This window comes from Microlunatus elymi, assembly GCF_007362775.1.
Taxonomy (GTDB): domain Bacteria; phylum Actinomycetota; class Actinomycetes; order Propionibacteriales; family Propionibacteriaceae; genus Microlunatus; species Microlunatus elymi.
On sequence record NZ_CP041692.1, the window covers coordinates 3,328,573 to 3,344,698 of the forward strand.

Consider the following 16,126-nt stretch of genomic DNA (forward strand, 5'->3'; position numbering starts at 1 on the left):
GTCATGAGGCAGGCTGGGGCCATGGAAAACGCCGCCGAGAATCAGCGAGTCCTGGACGACCCCGGTGTGCTCGCGATCGACCACGTCGGGGTTGCCTCGGCGGACCTGAACGACTCGCTGGCGTTCTACCGGGAACTGCTCGGGCTGGTGGAGACGCACCGAGAGTCCAACGAGGATCAGCAGGTGGTCGAGGTGATGCTCGCGGCCCCGGGCCACAAATCGTCAGACCGGAGCAATGAAACAGAACCCGCCACCCAGCTGCAATTGCTGGCACCGCTGTCGGCCGACTCCACGGTGGCCAAGTTCCTGGATCGTTCCGGCCCCGGCATGCATCACCTGGCGCTGCGGGTGAGCGACATCCAGGCGACCAGCGATCGACTGCTCGCCCGCGGCCTGCGGCTGCTCTACCCGCAACCGCGGGCCGGCACCGCCGGTTCCATGATCAACTTCATCCATCCAAAGGACGCCGGCGGGGTGCTGGTCGAGCTGGTTCAGCCGGCAAGGTCCTGAGTCGCCACCAACACCACCCGATCGGTCGCGTTCCGGCATCCGTACACACCGCGCCGCCAATCAGGAAACCGTCGGCCAGGGCGTTACCGTAGGGGCACTTACGCGAACCACACCGCGCCGTGAGGCGCCTGCACCGAACAGCTGGGGACAGATGGCAACATCGGATGAATCGAACGGCCTCAACCTCTTCGACGAGAAGGCCAGCGCGGTCGGCAACTTCCCGTGGGCCCTCCGCGGATATGACCGCAGCGCCGTCGACGACTACGTACGGACCCTGGAAAGCCGGGTAGTCCAGTCCAATCATCAGATCACCGACCTGAATCGGCAGATCGCCGCGGTACGAGAAGATCTCGCCGCTGCCCGCAAGCAGCTCGAGGACCCCGACGTCGACTACTCCAAGCTCGGCGCGCGCGCCAGCAGCATCCTGCGGATGGCCGAGGAACAGGCCAAGGAGATGCTGGATCGAGCCAATGCCGATGCCAATCGGCTGCGGGAGACCGGTCAGCGCGACGCCGATCGATTGCGCCAGCAGGCCGCCGCCGACGGCGAGCAGATCCGCACCCAGGGTCGGGCCGAGCTCGATCAGCTGCGGGAGAAGGCCAAGCAGGACGTGCTGGCCGAGGTCTCCCGGTCCCGGGCCGAGGCTGCCGCGATCACCGCCGCCGCCCAGCGCGAGGCCGAGGCCGTACGTCGTGAGGCGCAGCAGCAGGCCGAGTCGACCAAGCAGGCCGGCTACCTGGAGGGCGAGAGCATCAAGCGCGCCGCCGAGTCCGAGGCGCAGAAGATCCGCGACCAGGTCGTCACCGAGCGCGAGGCGGCGACGGCCGAGTTGAAGCGGGTGCACCAGGAGTCGGTGAACGCGACCGGCAAGCTGCTGGCGGAGGCGACCCAGCATCACCAGCAGGCCGGCGAACGACTGGCAGCCGACATCGAGAGCGCGACCAAGCTCCGTACCGATGCCCAGGCCGAGGCCGAGAAGCTGCGGCTGGACGCCAAGGAGGAGGCCGACCGGGTGATCGCCGCGGCCAAGAAGCAGGCCGAACGGATCACCCAGCGCACCCAGCAGGAATTCGACTGGCGCAAGGAGCAGCTCAAGCGGGAGACGCAGAACCTGGTGCAGCGCAAGCAGGCGGTGCTCAACCAGCTGCAGAGCCTGTCCGCGCTGGCTTCACAGAGCGCCGCCGACGTGCCGGACATGCAGCCGCTGGCCGACCTCTCCGACGATCTGGAGGAGTTCACCCACGACGCCGAGTCGACCGATGCCGCCGAGGAGGCGCCGCCGGCGCCACCCGTCGGTGATCCCACCGGAGCCGACGCCGACCTGGATCAGACCGTGACCCGTCCGGCAGTGCCCACGACCAACGGCAGGTCCGGTGCAGACAGCAACGGCTCGGCCATCGGTTCCGATTCGGCGGGCAAGTCCGACGAGGACGACAACGAGCCGACGGTCACGGTGGCCAAGGGACAGCCGCGCCGCTGAGGCAGTCTTCCGTGGCGCCGACGCCGAGGATCAGAACAACCGATCCTCGGCGTTGTCCATCCCGCGCAGCGCGTCGTAGTCCACGGTCAGGCAGCTGATCCCGCGATCGGTCGCGAGCACCTTGGCCTGCGGCTTTATCTGCTGGGCGGCGAACACACCGCGTACGTCGCCCAGCAGCGGATCTCGGCGCAGCAACTCCAGGTAGCGCGTCAGCTGTTCGACCCCGTCGATCTCGCCGCGCCGCTTGACCTCGACGGCGACGTAGCCGCCGGCGGCGTCCCGGCAGAGCAGGTCGACCGGTCCGATCGCGGTCGGATATTCCCGGCGGACCAGCGTCCAGCCGTCGCCGAACGTGTGCGGATGCTCGGCCAGCAGCGCCTGCAGATGCGCCTCCACCCCGTCCTTCTGCAGGCCGGGGTCGATGCCGAGCTCGTGGCTGGAGTCGTGCTGCACCTCGCCGATCGCGATCTGCAGCGTGTCGCCGTCGCGGCCCTTGACCTCCCACACCGCGGTCAGTGGCAGCCCCAGCCCGTCGGCCGTCGAGCGCACCGCGTCCGCGGACAGCTCTGCCATCGTGCACGGCGGGCTCATCCAGTTCAGCGGTTTGTAGGCTCGATCGTCGGCGTGGATGGAGACCGAACCGTCGGCCTTGACCAAGATCAACCGCTGGGCCATCGGCAGATGGGCGGTCAGCCGTCCGGCGTAGTCGACCTGACACTGAGCAATCACCAAACGCACTGCGTAACCGTAACGGGTGCTGCCGCGTCTTCAGGCCGAGGCACCGGTGTAGTGCCGCAACGCGTACCGCCAGAACAGCCGAGCGCCGATGAAGAACGCTGCCGCGACCCCGATGGCCGCCGGCACCATGATCAACTGCAGACCTCCGGCCAGTGCCTGCGCCGGAACTGTGACCGCGAAGCCGACCGGAATGATGAAGGTCAGAGCGAGCCGGAGCCAGCTCGGAAAGATCGTCAGCGGCCACCGTCCGGCCTGTCCGAAGACGGTGGAGAACACCGCGAGGATGTTCTCCAGCTTGACGAACCAGAACGCGCAGGTGCTCAGCAGCATCAGGAACGCGTACACGATCACCACCCCGCAGGCCAGCGCGATCGCGAAGGCCAACCACTGGCCCGCACTGATGGGATTGCCGATCCGGGTGATGCCGTACGCGATCACGCCGAGTCCGAGCAGAGTGTCGACCAGCCGGGCCGGCGACACCACCTGGACGCTGGCCAGCAACTGCGAGTCGGCCGGTTTGGTGAGGGTGAAGTCGAAGGTGCCCAGTCGGATGCCCTCCATCAACTGTTCCATCGACGGCTGGATCACCAGCCCGATCAGTCCGGCCAGGAAGAAGTGCACGCCGATCAAGGTGATCAGCCCGGCCGGAGTCCAGCCGGCCAGCTGGGTGGTCTGGCCGAAGATCACTGCCAGGCCGAGGATCTGGGCGGCCAGGGTGATCAGGGCATTCACCACCGCCACCCAGAACTCGCCGCGGTACTGGACGATGTTCAGCACCCCCAGGCGAAGATAGGTCCGCACGATCTGCAGGCTGTGCCGCAGTCCGCCGCCGGGCGTCAGGACACCCGGCGCGCCGCCGGGATCGCGGATCGGTTGGCTGCTCATGCGCCCACCGCCGCATACCGGCGTACCGCTCGGGACCAGACGAACCGGAGCAAGATCAACGCCACCACGATCCAGGCCGCCTGGGCGCCGTACCCGGTCCAGATCTCGCCACCGGTCCGCTCCCCCATCGCCACGTCCACCACGAAGGCCTGCGACCACGGGAACGGCGAGAAGGTGGCCACCGTGCCGATGGTCACCGGCAGCACCGACAACGGTGCGAAACCGCCGCTGAGGAAGGTGCGGACGGAGAAGTAGAGGTTGTTCAGCGCGGACACCTTGGTCAGCCAGAAGGCGCTCAACGCCAGCACCCATTCGATCATGAAACGCAGCACCGCGCCCATGATCAACGCCGGTACGAAGGCCACCAGCCCGGTCGCGGTGATTCCGGACAGGTCGCCGTCGAAGGCGATGATCAAGATCACCACCGCGGGCACGATGCCGATCAGGCCGACCAGTTTGTACGAGACGTTGTCGGCGACGTCCTTGTGAATCGGATGGATCGGCCGCAGCAGCAGCGGCGAGAACGCGCCCTCGCGGACCCGCCACTCGAACTCCCACATCAACCAGATGAAGGTCAGGTGATCGACCAGCAGCATCAGCGCGAAGTAGGTGACGAACCGGTCGGCGGTGTAGCCGCCGACCTGCCCGGACGGGCCCGCCACCGTACGCCAGACGACGATCAACACGATCGGCTGGATCACCGAGGTCAACACCCAGATCGCCGAGGCTCCGCGATAGGCGATGTTGACCGCCGTCGAGGCGGCGAGTTCGCCGCGGTAGTAACGCAGCAACGTGCGCCCCGAGAAGCGTCCGAAGTCCGGCAGTCGGGTGATCGGATCTCGCGGCGGTCCGAGCACCGGAGCCCCGGTCATCGCGATCCTCCCGGACTCGGATCGGCCGACGGCACCGCGAACACCTGTTCGATCACGGCCTCGATCGGCTGCTCGGCAATGGTCAGGTCCGCCACCGGAAGGCCGGACAGCAGCCGCGCGGCCACCGCAGGAGTGTCGCTCGCCGGCACCTGCACCCGCCAGCCGGTTTCGGTGCGCTGCGGTGATTCGCTGATCAAGGACGGCCCCATCAGCGCAGCCACGTCGGCCGCCGTCGTCGCACTGCCCTCGGCCAGCTCCACCTCGATGGTCTTGTCCGGTGCGAAGGTGTGCACCAGGTCGGTCAGTGCCCCGTCGAACAGCAGCCGGCCGTGATGGATCACGATCACCCGCTTGCACAGCGCCTCGACGTCGGCCATGTAGTGGCTGGTCAGGATCACGCAGGCGCCGGTGCGCCGGTTGTACTCGGCGACGAAGGACCGGATCCGACGCTGCATCGCCACGTCCAGCCCGATCGTCGGCTCGTCCAGGAAGAGGACCTGCGGCCGATGCAGCAGGGAGCCGGCGAACTCGCACTTCATCCGCTCACCCAGGGACAGGTTGCGGGCCGGTTTGCGCAGCAACTCCTGCAACTCCAGCAGGTCCACCAGTTCGTCCAACCGGGCAGCGAAGTCGGCGTCGCCGATCTGGAAGATGGCCTTGTTCAGCCGGTACGAGTCGACCACCGGGATGTCCCACTGCAGCTGGCTGCGCTGTCCCATGATCAAGGTCATCCGGCCCAGGTAGTTGCGCTCGCGCCGCCACGGGGTGAAGCCGAACACGTCCGCATGTCCGGAGCTCGGATGTAGCAGGCCGGACAGCATCTTCAACGTGGTGGTCTTGCCGGCACCGTTCGGTCCGAGGAAGCCGACCACCTCGCCGGCGGCGATGTTGAAGTCGATCTGCTGCACCGCCCGCACGGCCCGGGTCCGACGCCGCACCAGCGCCGCCATCGCGGCGCGCACGCCACCCTCCCGCTCGGGCACGAGGTAGGTCTTGCCCAGCTGCTCGACTCGGATCGCGGTATCGGACACGGCGATAACCAATCACATCCCTCCGACAGTCGCCAGAGCATTCCCCGAGACCCGGCCGGCCGACCGAAGCGACCGCCGCAGCTGTGGTCTGACAGACTCGCGTCGTGAGTAGTTCAGCACAGATCGGACCTCCGACGTCAGGCTCGGCAGCGGTGATCGGGTTGGGCACGATGGGTGCCGGCATCGCCGAAGTCCTTGCCGGACACGGATACCGGGTGATCGGGATCGACGCCGACGAGGCGGCGCTGGACCGCGGCCGGTCGATCGTGCAGACCTCGACCGGCCGGGCCCTGGAGCGCGGCAAGCTGACCGCAGCCGAGCGGGACGCGCTGATCGGCCGGATCGAGTACGGCACCGACCTCGGCGCGGTCACCGAGGCCCAGGTGGTGATCGAGGCGGTCAGCGAGAACCTGGAGCTGAAGACGTCGATCTTCGGCCGGCTCGGCACGCTCGCCTCCGCCGACGCTCTGCTGGCCACCAACACCTCGTCGCTGCCGATCACCGCGATCGCGAAGGCCTCCGGGCGTCCGGAGCGGGTTGTCGGCGTGCACTTCTTCAACCCGGCACCGGTGCAGTCGCTGGTGGAGGTCGTCCGGACCGTGCTCACCGATCCGGCCACCGAGCAGCGGGCGCTCGAGCTCGTCACGGCCGTGGGCAAGACGCCGATCGTGTGCGGTGATCGCGCCGGATTCGTGGTGAACGCGCTGCTGGTGCCCTACCTGAATCGGGCCGTACGACTGCTGCAGGACGGCTTCGCCACCGCCGAGGAGATCGACCGGGCCATGGTCGAACGAGCCGGCTACCCGATGGGTCCGCTGACCCTGCTCGATCTGGTCGGCCTGGACGTCACCGCGTCCGCGCTGAGAAGGATGTACTCCGAGACCCGGGATCGCCGGCACGCGCCGGTCGCGCTGCTGACCGAGCTGGTCACGGCCGGTTGGCTGGGTCGCAAGACCGGCAACGGGATCCTGGTCGGCGCGGGCGCCGACCGGCCGGCGCCGCGGGTGCTGGTGGATCGTTCCGCCGAGCTGCCGGACGCGTTGCTGCTGCCCTATCTGAACGACGTCTGCCGGATGGTCGAGATCGGCTACGCGGCGCCGGACCTGATCGACACCGGGATGAGCCGCGGCTGCCGGATGCCGCTGCCCTTCGACGTCCTTGCCGGGTTGGGGCCGCAGCGCGTGTTGGTCGGGCAGCAGCGGATCTTCGCCGAAACCGCCGAACCCGGTGATCGGCCGTCGCTGTTGCTGGAACGCCTGGCCGACGCCGACGATCCGGCGGGCGCGCTGGCTCAGCTCCGTACGCTCGGACGCTGATCATGCCCACCCGACGTCGCCCCAGCAAACACCTCCGGCCGCCGAGACCGTTGAGCTCCGGCCACGCCGGCGCCGCCAGCAAGGCCGACGGCCGGTGGATCGTCCGCTCGATCTCCGGGAGCTCGGCGGTCAAGGACTATCGCTGTCCGGGTTGTGATCAACTGATCCGACCCGGCACCCCGCATGTGGTGGTGTGGCCGGCCGATCCGGGGCTCGGTCAGAGCAGCGGGCTCGAGCAACGCCGGCACTGGCACACCTCCTGCTGGTCGAGGCGACCATGATCACGGAGAAATGATCATGGCCGGTGCACTCCGACAGGGCCTGTACGCGACCGTTCTTGATCAACATCCTGAGGGGGGACGCCCGCGGATCGCCTTCTGTCATGGGCTTTTCGGCCAGGGCAAGAACTGGACCACGGTCGCCAAGCAGCTCAGCGACGACTACGCGGTGACCTTGATCGACATGCCCAACCACGGCCGCTCGGACTGGACCGACGAACTGTCCTACCCCGCATTGGCCGATCGGCTCGCCGGCTTTCTCGCCGATGCGGACGGCGGCGAGAAGTGGAATGTGGTCGGCCATTCGATGGGCGGAAAGATCGCGATGGCGCTGGCGCTGCGGCATCCCGACCTGGTCCAGCGGTTGTGCGTGGTGGACATCGCGCCGGTCGACTACCGCGGCAAGAGCGAATTCGACCGGTACGCCGACGCCATGCGCTCGGTCGACCTTGATCAACTGCGGTCCCGTTCCGAGGCCGATGATCAACTTCGCTCTGCTGTGCCAGATCCGACCGTGCGTGGCTTCCTGCTGCAGAATCTTCGTCGCAGTGCCGGCGGCAGTCATCACGCCGGCTGGCACTGGCAGATGAATCTGCGGCTGCTCGGCGATCAACTGGATCGACTGACCGACTGGCCGGATCCCTTTCCCGGCAGGGGAAACGTCCTACCCAGCTATCCCGGTCCGACGCTGTGGGTCGCCGGCGCGGACTCCGACTACATCAAGCCGGAGTACGCGCCCGCGATGAAGGGACTCTTCCCGAGGGTCCGCTCGATCAAGATCAAGAGCGCGCGGCACTGGGTGCACTCGGAGCAGCCGGAGATCTTCGTCCAGGTGCTGCGCCGATTCCTCGATCAGCCCGCTTCTTGATCACCCAGCTGGTCACCAGTTCGGTTCGTGGTGATCAAGCACCCGCGGCAGCGGCACCCAGGACGGGTGGATCACGTACACGGTGCCGCCGGAGTGCGGCACCCAGGCGTTCTCCAGTTGATCACGGCGGTAGGTGAAGCGAACCTCGGCGTCGTCGGGGATCAGATGTGAGGCCGGGTCGTTGACCACCACGTCGCCGTCCTCGGTGAAGCCGACCACCACCATCAGGTGTCCGTTGGTGCCGTATCCCGCGCCGTCGAGGTCGCCCTTCTTGAACGACACCGAGATGATCACCGGGATGCCGGCCCGGATCAGCTCCTCGGCCTCGGTGAAACTCCTCAACCTGGTAACGAATCCCTTCAGCCCCCAGGTGGTGGCGTAGGCGGTGTTGAACGGCCAGTTGCCGGCTCCGTCGTAGGTGTAGTCGAAGACGTTGCGGGCGGAGTAGTCGACCTCGGCGTCCACCGGCGGGTCGACCCAGGCAAGATCATGTCGGTTCGGGCCGGTGTGCCAGTACTTGATCACCATCGCGGTCGACGTCGCCGAGCACCACGCCTCACCCCCGTTGTCCCATTGCGGATAGTGCCCGTTGTGAACCTCCTGGGACAGCGTCGGCACGTCGAGCACCCGGCCGCGGGCGCGGCCGACCGGACTGACCGGGACGGTCGGATCGTCGGGCAGCCGGGAGGCGATCGCACCGACGGTCTGCAGCACCGGCGTCTGATGGCTGCCCTCCGGTCGCAGCAGCGTCACCCGCAGCTGCCAGTCCGACAACGCATGCGGCTCGTAGGTGTGCAGGGTGTCGGTCCAGACCGTGGCCAGGTCGGTTCCTTGATCATCGACCGAGGTCCGGTGGATGGCGCCCCCGTCGGCGGGATCCTTGGCACACCAGCGGCCGAGGATGTACCAGCCGGACAGCGCCCCGGTCTCGTCGTGTCCGCGGACGGTGATCTCCACCCAGGTCTTGCCGGGCGTGTCCACTTCCCAGGACGAGATCAACTCGGTGTAGGCGAACGGCAGCCGTACCGTCGGCGACGTCCAGCTCGCGGTCTCGTAGCGGACGGCTGTCTGGTCGTCGGCGAACGGATCGGCGTAGTCGCGCGTCCCGGTCGGGCGCCCGATCCGGACGCCGTGGTGGCTCCAGCGGGTTCCGTCGTGACTGCCCGCGCGCAGCTCGAAACCGGTGAACGAGCGGTAGTCGACGTGTCGGTCCGCTGCGGCCTGCGACCCTTGCCGTGGCTTGGTGGCAGCGGTGCCGTCGGCCATGGCGGCGGGAGCGCCGACCGCGAGGGCCGCCGTCGCTCCCACTGCGGTGCCGAGGGCGGTGCGACGTGGAAACTTGAGGTTGGTCAGGAGCGGGATCTGCTCCGGGACGGATGAATCGCGATCGGCCAACGGAACCTCCGAGAGTCGGGCCGGCGGCAGTGCCGGACAACAATTGACAGCCGAATTGGCCCGATCGTAAACCCGTTACCTCGGTTATGTCGATGCCTTCCCCGACGTCGGCCCAGTTGGTCGGCGACGGCGAGCTCGACGACGCAACATCGCCACCGCCGCGGCGGCGCCCGCGCCCGCGCCTGCGGCGACCAGAACGGCTCGTCGCCGGCCGCCGTTGCTCGCAGCCCCACCGTCTCCGACGGCCGCCTCCCGATCATGATCAACTTCTTCGTCGGCGGCCAGGGTGACCGTGCCGGCGGTGCCGTCGACGGTGATCTCGTCGCCGTGCTTGATCCGCTGAGTGGCCGCACCGGTGCCGAGCACGGCGGGAATCCCGTACTCCCGGGCGACGATCGAGCTGTGGCTCAGCGGTCCGCCGACATCGGTGACCACGCCTCCGGCCATCGCGAACAACGGCGTGTACGCCGGCGTGGTGATCTTGGCTACGATGATCATCCCCGGCTCCATCCTGGCGAAGTCGGCACGATCGGTGATCACACAGGCCCGCGCGGTGACGGTGCCGCCGCTGGCGCCCAGCCCTCGCAACGTCGGGCCGTGCTGACCGTCGGCATCCACCGACGGCATCCAGGGCTCCATCAGCTTCACCGGGCCGGTCTTCGGCAGCAGCTGGGGCGGACTCACCGTACGCCGGCCGCGCCAGGTCATCTTGCGGTCCTCAACGGAACCGGCGCTCACCAGCGCGGCACCGCGATCCATCGCTGCCGCCGCCAGATCGAGGTGGGCTGCGGTCAGCCAATACACGTCGTCCGGCCCCTCGATCACTCCCGCATCCCGCAGCCGACCGCCGAGCTCGGCCAGCAGCGATCTGATCAACGGCCAGGCCAGCCCGACGTCGGCCAGCGCGTCCTCCCGCAGTCCGCCGTACTCCTGCGCCTTGCGGAGCACCGGCTCGACCAGCCTGCGTCGTACCGGATCCAGCCGGTCCAGCAACTGCTTGCTCGCCCGTTCGCGCTCGGTGGCCAGCCGGCGCTGCCGCTCGGTCGGGTCGGCGGCACCGTCGCGGGTGTAGTAGCGCAGCGTCTCGATCACCGCCGACGGTTCGTCGGCGGCCACCGGATTGGCGAAGTCGAGATCCGAGATGGTGTGCCCGAACGCCTGCAGGTAGGTACCGATCCGTTCCTGCCACTGCCACCAGACCTGGTCCGGCACGGAGTCCGGCCGATCGCCGAAGACGACCCGGTGCGGATCATCGGATCCCAACACAGCAAGCAATTCCGGCTGATCCACGCACCAGCGAGCCAGCCGGTAGAGCTCGCGTTCGGCCCGCATCGGCGAACTCTCCAGCCCCAGCACGTACGTGGTCGGCTCCGGATCGCCGGGCCGGCGCAGGGTCCGGTACAGCTTGGTGAACGTGGTTTCGCTCATCGCCGCGACCGGGATCACCTGCTGCACGCCGGTGTAGTAGCGACAGCCGGCCAGCAGCAGCGCCCGGACGCCGGCGAGCAGCTCGGCGGCGGTCAACTGCGTACGATCCTTGGCGGCCCAGTCGGAGACCGCCTGCAGATAGTCGGGATGGTAGGTCTGCCCCCAGCGCGTCTCCGCGTTCGCCTGCCCGCTGCGGAACATCCGCAGCATCAGCGGAGCGGCCTTCCAGGTCAGATAGCCCAGCGCCTTCCAGCTGTAGCCGTAATAGGCGTAGCCGTTGATCGTCGGGAAGGTCGTCATGCCTTCCGGCACGTCGGCGATCAGCTCGGAGAACAGTGCCTGCAAGGATCCGACCACGGCCGGCTCGATCAGGTCGCCGAACAGCGGCGTCAGCGGCTCCGGCATCATCTCCACGATGCTGGCGCGGAAATACATCCGGTTCCGGTCCGGCACGGTCCAGTCGGTCGGTGGGTCGCCGACCGGGTCCGGCAGCGCGGTCACCGGCCGCGCCTGCAGTAGCCACAACTGCTGCTTGTCTCGTGCCCACTCGAGGTCCATCGGCCGGCCGTAGTGCTCGGCCACCCGGTGTCCGAGGTCGGCCAACTCGACCGTCTCGGCCTCGGTCAGCACCGGTGCCCGGCGCCGTTGGACGGGGACCTCGACCTCGGTGGTGCCGGTCGCGGTGCGTACGGTCTGGACCTGTTTGTCGGCGATCTCACGCGAGCGGACCGACCACTGATCGTCGTTGCGTCGCAGGACGATGCTGTCGGTCGTCACGCTGCCGCCGACCACCGACTCGCCCAGCCCCCAGGCCGCCGCGATCACGGTCTCGTCCCGGCGGCCGTTGGTCGGATTGGCGGTGAACAGGACACCAGCCGCGTCGGCGTCGATCAGCAGTTGCACCGCCACGGCCAGGCTGAGATCGTCGGCCCCGACGCCGTGCTGCCCGCGGTAGGCGATCGCCCGCGGCGTCCACAACGACGCCCAGCAGTCACGGACCGCTGCGACCAGCGCGTCCGCGCCGCGGATGTTCAGGTAGGTGTCCTGCTGACCGGCGAAACTGGCATCGCCGAGATCCTCCGCCGTCGCCGAGGATCGGACGGCGACGGCGGGTTCGGCCTCGCCGCTCTTGCCGGCCAGGTCCGCGTACGCAGCGGTGATCTCGGTGATCAACTCGTCCGGTACGGCCGAACCGGCGAACAGCTCCGCGATGTCGTGGGCCGCGGCGTCAGCGGCTTCATGATCATCGACCGGCACCCGGCCCGACGCCTCGATGATCTTGTTCCGCATCTCGGTGCGGGCCAGGAAGTCGTCGTAGGCCGCCGTGGTGATCACGAACCCCGGCGGCACCGGCAGCCCCGCCCGAGTGAGTTCGCCGAGATTGGCTCCCTTGCCGCCGGCCAACCGGAGGTCGGTCGCCGCGATGGAATCGAACGGACGGATCACCGTCATGATTCGCATCCCTTCCTGGGCCCGGATCGGTGGATCCCGGCTTGTGCTGGGCAGACCCGATCGATCGTAGACCCTCGCGATCGGGTGAGGGCAGCACCGAATAGGGTGCAGTCATGGTGAACCTCACCAAGATCTATACCCGCACCGGTGATCTGGGCCAGACCCGGTTGGTGGACATGTCGGTGACCGACAAGACCGACCCGCGCGTGGCCGCCTACGGCGACGTGGACGAGGCGAACTCGACCATCGGGGTTGCGCTGGCCATCGGCGAACTGCCCGATCCGGTACGAGCGGTACTGGCCCAGGTGCAGAACGAACTCTTCGATCTCGGCGCCGATCTGGGCAACCCGCTGGCCACCGCGTACCAGTTCGAGCCGCTGCGGATCACCCAGGACTACATCGATCGGCTGGAGCACTGGTGCGACGAGTTCACTGCCGACCTGCCCACGCTGCGCTCGTTCATCCTGCCCAGCGGGAGCCCGGCCGGCGCGCAGTTGCACGTCGCCCGGACGGTCACCCGGCGGGCCGAACGCACTGCCTGGCAAGCGATCCAGCGCTACGGCACCGAACCCGCCGACGAAGATCAAGATCGGCCCGGCGGCATCAACCCGCTCGCGGTCGGCTACCTGAACCGATTGAGCGACCTGCTGTTCATCCTCACCCGGGTGGTCAACGGGACCGAGCACGAGGTGCTCTGGGTGCCCGGCGGCGACCGCCATCGCGCAGCCGGCGACGACGCCGAGACCTGACCGACCATGATCAAGTTCGGTTGCCGACCACGGGCTTGACCACCACCGGCCGACTGATCAAGACCAACAGTCAACCCATCGACAAGTGTCCATCGACGCACAGGAGAATCGACGCATGACCAGCCCCAGCAACAGCCCGGCCCTCGGACGCGAAGCCACCGGAGTCGCCCAGCCGAAGCAGGATCGTCCGGTCACCCTGTTCACCGGCCAGTGGGCCGACCTGCCGTTCGAGGAGATCTGCCGGCTGGCGGGCGAATGGGGCTACGACGGCCTGGAGATCGCCTGCTGGGGTGATCATTTCGACGTCGCACGGGCAGCCGAGGACGACGCGTACGTGAAGAACCGCAAGGACATCCTGGAGCAGAACGGATTGGGTTGCTGGGCGATCTCCAACCACCTCAACGGGCAGGCCGTGTGCGAGGCGATCCTCGACGATCGGCACAAGTCGATGGTCAACCCGCGAGTCTGGGGCGACGGCGATCCCGAGGGTGTACGACAGCGAGCTGCCGACGAGATGAAGACCACCGCCCGGGCCGCCGCGGCGTTCGGGGTGGACACCGTGATCGGCTTCACCGGTTCGCCGATCTGGCACTACCTGGCGATGTTCCCGCCGGTCGGCGACGACGTGATTCAGGCCGGCTACCGCGAGTTCGCCGATCGGTGGAATCCGATCATCGACGTCTTCGACGAGGTAGGCGTCCGGTTCGCCCACGAGGTGCATCCGAGCGAGATCGCCTACGACTACTGGACCACCGTCGCGATGCTGGACGCGATCGATCATCGTCCCGGTTTCGGACTGAATTTCGACCCGTCACACATGGTCTGGCAGGGCCTGGACACGGTCGGATTCCTGTGGGACTTCAAGGACAAGATCTGGCACGTGGACTGCAAGGACACCAAGGTGCGGATGAACAACGGTCGCAACGGCCGACTGTCCTCGCACCTGCCGTGGGCCGATCCGCGCCGTGGCTGGGACTTCATCTCCACCGGCCGCGGCGACACCCCGTGGGAGGACATCTTCCGGATGTTGAACACCATCGGCTACGGCGGACCGATCTCGATCGAGTGGGAAGACGCCGGGATGGACCGCCTGGACGGCGCCCCCGAGGCCCTGGAGTTCGCCCGCGGGATGAACGCGATCAAGCCCTCCGACACGTCCTTCGATGCCGCCTTTGCGAATTAGATTCGCGGTCGGGCTGGGTGCCGCTGTCGCGATTTGCCCTGGCGTCTTGCGTTCCGGGGGTGCGGGGGGTCGCCCCCGCGAAGTGACCTGCAGCGACCATGCCGGCGGCAGCTGCGCCCAAGAGGACGGAAGACAATGAGAGTCGTCAGCTACAACCTTCGCTTCGCATCGGAGAACGATCCGCAGCCGTGGTCTCGGCGGCGGAAGCCGATGATCACGTTGCTCACCGAGTTGGGCCCGGACGTGCTCGGGACCGAGGAGGGGCTTGATCATCAACTCGCCGATCTGGACGCCGGGCTACCGGCCTCGTACCGGCGGGTCAGCGAGCATCGCCATCACGACGACGGTTCGGAGAACGCCCAGGAGTATTCGGCGATCTTCTACAACTCCGAGACGGTGGATCTGATCGACGTCTCGCACGCATGGTTGTCGGACACGCCGGAGGTGCCGGGTTCGCGGACCTGGGGTACGCATTTCCCGCGGATGTTCTCCACCGTTCGATTCCGCCGGCTCGCCGACGGCCGGACGTTCACCGTGATCACCACTCATGTTGATCATGAAGTGGCGACCGCGCAGCTGAAGTCGGCCCAGTTGCTGCGGCAGCGCGCCGAGGCCGTGGACCACGCGGAACCGCTGCTGGTGATGGGCGATTTCAACGTCGGTGAGGGTTCCGAACCGTACGCAATCCTGACCTGCGGCGGCCTGCGGGACGCGTATCTGACGGCCGCCGAACGTGGCCCGCGACTCGGCACCTTCAACAACTACCGGCCGCCGGATCCCGCCGGCGAACGGATCGACTGGATCCTGGTCAGTGATCACGTCCGGGTGCTTTCTGCTCGGATTCTCGACACCGCGCCCGGCGGGCAATATCCCTCCGATCACCTGCCGGTCGAGGCTGTCGTCGACTTCTGAGGCCGATCAGGGTCTTTCGTCGCTACCGCCCTCGGTGGACCGTCGGCACAGTTGGGATCGTTCGGACGGCCGATGGGAGTCGCAACGTCCGACCACACCGTGGGCATGGGGATGATCATGGTCGGCGCCGACAACAACGCGAGTGCATTCCGTCGAGCCGCCGTACGGGCCGCGATGGCGCCGTCGATCTGCAACACCCAGCCGTGGCGTTTCATCCTGAGCCCCGGCCTGCTGGACATCTATCCCGAGCGCAATCGTCAACTCCCGCTGCGTGACCCCAGCGGCCGGCAACTCGTGATCAGTCTGGGATGTGCGCTGATGAACGCCCGGGTGCAGCTGGCCGTCGACCGGGTCGAGATCGCGGTGCAGCGATTCACCGACGACGTGCTCGGTGACCATCGAGTGGGCGTCGGGCCTGCCGCTTCGATCACGGCTGGCACCGGCGCGGTCGGCTGCTCGGAATTGGCTGCGCTGGCTGAGGTCCCCGAGCTGCCCGGCGAACCACCGTCGGGCACTTCTGCAACACTCGGAGACGACCTGGTGGACTCGTTGATCGCGGCGGCCGAGGCCGAATCCACCTCCTTGATCAACATCTCCGATCAGCAGCAAAGCCTGCTGGGCTTGGTTTCCGAGACCTGGGCGGCGATCGAGCAGAACAGCGCGGAGCGGGCTGAGCTGCTGGCATGGTCCCCCGGCGACATCACGCTGTGGGCCGATTCCGCTCCGGTGCTGGCCCGATTTGATCATGAAACAGCACCGTTGATGACGTTGCTGATCAGCACCCGCGGCGATCGCGGGAGCGACTGGCTGCGTACCGGTGAGGCCTTGCAGCGCTTGCTGCTGATGCTGCAGCAGAGGGGGCTCACCGCGATGCCGGACACCCAACTGACCGACGATCCGGAAACCAGGCAACGCCTGCAGCCCGAGGCCGATCTGCGGCCCCAGGTCGTACTGTTCGTCGGAACCGCGCCGGCCGAGCCGACGGCGCGTCGGCGGCGGCTGTCGGATGTCATCACCGAGCAGTTCTGA

At 67.8% G+C, this 16,126-nt stretch carries 15 protein-coding genes; 9 read left to right on the top strand and 6 right to left on the bottom strand.

All coding sequences use genetic code 11. The features are described from left to right. Nucleotides 1–21: 21 nt before the first annotated feature. Nucleotides 22–510: a methylmalonyl-CoA epimerase gene (mce, locus tag FOE78_RS14860; RefSeq protein WP_143986995.1), complete on the top strand. Its 489-nt coding sequence runs from the start codon at nt 22–24 to the stop codon at nt 508–510. Nucleotides 511–661: 151 nt separating this feature from the next. After that, nucleotides 662–1,990, top strand: coding sequence for a hypothetical protein (locus FOE78_RS14865; RefSeq protein WP_143986996.1), 1,329 nt, complete (start codon nt 662–664; stop codon nt 1,988–1,990). 30 nt (nt 1,991–2,020) lie between these two features. Here FOE78_RS14865 and nucS read toward each other — a convergent pair whose 3' ends face one another. From nucS to FOE78_RS14885, 4 genes are read right to left on the bottom strand one after another with little or no spacing between them, the layout of a single operon-like run. Continuing rightward, on the bottom strand, nt 2,021–2,728 hold the full coding sequence (gene nucS / locus FOE78_RS14870; RefSeq protein WP_210414597.1) for an endonuclease NucS: 708 nt from the start codon (nt 2,726–2,728) through the stop codon (nt 2,021–2,023). A gap of 30 nt (nt 2,729–2,758) precedes the next feature. Further along, entirely contained in the window at nt 2,759–3,613 is an 855-nt protein-coding gene (locus tag FOE78_RS14875; protein WP_143986997.1) for an ABC transporter permease, read from the bottom strand. Then, the gene (locus tag FOE78_RS14880; RefSeq protein ID WP_143986998.1) at nt 3,610–4,485 is read right to left on the bottom strand and encodes an ABC transporter permease; all 876 of its coding nucleotides are present in this window, start codon (nt 4,483–4,485) and stop codon (nt 3,610–3,612) included. The genes FOE78_RS14875 and FOE78_RS14880 overlap by 4 nt, the downstream gene beginning before the upstream one ends. Continuing rightward, a complete protein-coding gene (locus tag FOE78_RS14885; protein WP_210414598.1) occupies nt 4,482–5,516 on the bottom strand; it encodes an ABC transporter ATP-binding protein in 1,035 nt (344 codons plus the stop codon). The genes FOE78_RS14880 and FOE78_RS14885 overlap by 4 nt, the downstream gene beginning before the upstream one ends. A 104-nt stretch (nt 5,517–5,620) precedes the next feature. On the opposite strand from FOE78_RS14885, the gene FOE78_RS14890 reads away from it, so the two are divergent. The 3 genes from FOE78_RS14890 to FOE78_RS14900 are packed head-to-tail and all read left to right on the top strand — an operon-like array spanning nt 5,621 to nt 7,978. After that, a complete protein-coding gene (locus FOE78_RS14890) occupies nt 5,621–6,832 on the top strand; it encodes a 3-hydroxyacyl-CoA dehydrogenase (RefSeq protein WP_210414599.1) in 1,212 nt (403 codons plus the stop codon). Between the two features lie 2 nt (nt 6,833–6,834). Beyond that, the gene (locus FOE78_RS14895) at nt 6,835–7,113 is read left to right on the top strand and encodes a hypothetical protein (protein ID WP_143986999.1); all 279 of its coding nucleotides are present in this window, start codon (nt 6,835–6,837) and stop codon (nt 7,111–7,113) included. Between the two features lie 16 nt (nt 7,114–7,129). Beyond that, a complete protein-coding gene (locus tag FOE78_RS14900) occupies nt 7,130–7,978 on the top strand; it encodes an alpha/beta fold hydrolase (protein ID WP_143987000.1) in 849 nt (282 codons plus the stop codon). Between the two features lie 12 nt (nt 7,979–7,990). On the opposite strand, the gene FOE78_RS14905 is transcribed toward FOE78_RS14900, so the two are convergent. Then, nucleotides 7,991–9,373 (bottom strand): peptidase C39 family protein, encoded by a 1,383-nt coding sequence (locus FOE78_RS14905; protein WP_228265841.1) that lies wholly within the window; start codon nt 9,371–9,373, stop codon nt 7,991–7,993. Nucleotides 9,374–9,457: 84 nt separating this feature from the next. Continuing rightward, complete coding sequence (locus FOE78_RS14910) at nt 9,458–12,253, bottom strand: PEP/pyruvate-binding domain-containing protein (protein WP_143987001.1); 2,796 nt, start codon at nt 12,251–12,253, stop codon at nt 9,458–9,460. A 113-nt stretch (nt 12,254–12,366) separates the two neighbouring features. On the opposite strand from FOE78_RS14910, the gene FOE78_RS14915 reads away from it, so the two are divergent. The 4 genes from FOE78_RS14915 (at nt 12,367) to FOE78_RS14930 (ending at nt 16,126) form a co-directional block, all read left to right on the top strand. Continuing rightward, complete coding sequence (locus FOE78_RS14915; RefSeq protein WP_143987002.1) at nt 12,367–13,002, top strand: cob(I)yrinic acid a,c-diamide adenosyltransferase; 636 nt, start codon at nt 12,367–12,369, stop codon at nt 13,000–13,002. A gap of 115 nt (nt 13,003–13,117) precedes the next feature. Further along, complete coding sequence (locus tag FOE78_RS14920; RefSeq protein WP_143987003.1) at nt 13,118–14,185, top strand: sugar phosphate isomerase/epimerase family protein; 1,068 nt, start codon at nt 13,118–13,120, stop codon at nt 14,183–14,185. Nucleotides 14,186–14,320: 135 nt separating this feature from the next. Then, the gene (locus tag FOE78_RS14925; protein WP_143987004.1) at nt 14,321–15,097 is read left to right on the top strand and encodes an endonuclease/exonuclease/phosphatase family protein; all 777 of its coding nucleotides are present in this window, start codon (nt 14,321–14,323) and stop codon (nt 15,095–15,097) included. A gap of 72 nt (nt 15,098–15,169) precedes the next feature. Beyond that, nucleotides 15,170–16,126, top strand: a complete 957-nt coding sequence (locus tag FOE78_RS14930; RefSeq protein ID WP_143987005.1) for a hypothetical protein — start codon at nt 15,170–15,172, stop codon at nt 16,124–16,126.

Excerpts from the sequence above, each read along its gene's own strand:
- FOE78_RS14920 (WP_143987003.1), top strand. The coding sequence starts at position 13,118 with ATGACCAGCCCCAGCAACAGCCCGGCCCTCGGACGCGAAGCCACCGGA.
- FOE78_RS14895 (WP_143986999.1), top strand. The coding sequence starts at position 6,835 with ATGCCCACCCGACGTCGCCCCAGCAAACACCTCCGGCCGCCGAGACCG.
- FOE78_RS14925 (WP_143987004.1), top strand. The coding sequence starts at position 14,321 with ATGAGAGTCGTCAGCTACAACCTTCGCTTCGCATCGGAGAACGATCCG.
- mce (WP_143986995.1), top strand. The coding sequence starts at position 22 with ATGGAAAACGCCGCCGAGAATCAGCGAGTCCTGGACGACCCCGGTGTG.
- FOE78_RS14875 (WP_143986997.1), bottom strand. The coding sequence starts at position 3,613 with ATGAGCAGCCAACCGATCCGCGATCCCGGCGGCGCGCCGGGTGTCCTG.
- FOE78_RS14880 (WP_143986998.1), bottom strand. The coding sequence starts at position 4,485 with ATGACCGGGGCTCCGGTGCTCGGACCGCCGCGAGATCCGATCACCCGA.
- FOE78_RS14865 (WP_143986996.1), top strand. The coding sequence starts at position 662 with ATGGCAACATCGGATGAATCGAACGGCCTCAACCTCTTCGACGAGAAG.
- FOE78_RS14900 (WP_143987000.1), top strand. The coding sequence starts at position 7,130 with ATGGCCGGTGCACTCCGACAGGGCCTGTACGCGACCGTTCTTGATCAA.
- FOE78_RS14910 (WP_143987001.1), bottom strand. The coding sequence starts at position 12,253 with ATGACGGTGATCCGTCCGTTCGATTCCATCGCGGCGACCGACCTCCGG.
- FOE78_RS14915 (WP_143987002.1), top strand. The coding sequence starts at position 12,367 with ATGGTGAACCTCACCAAGATCTATACCCGCACCGGTGATCTGGGCCAG.
- FOE78_RS14930 (WP_143987005.1), top strand. The coding sequence starts at position 15,170 with ATGGGAGTCGCAACGTCCGACCACACCGTGGGCATGGGGATGATCATG.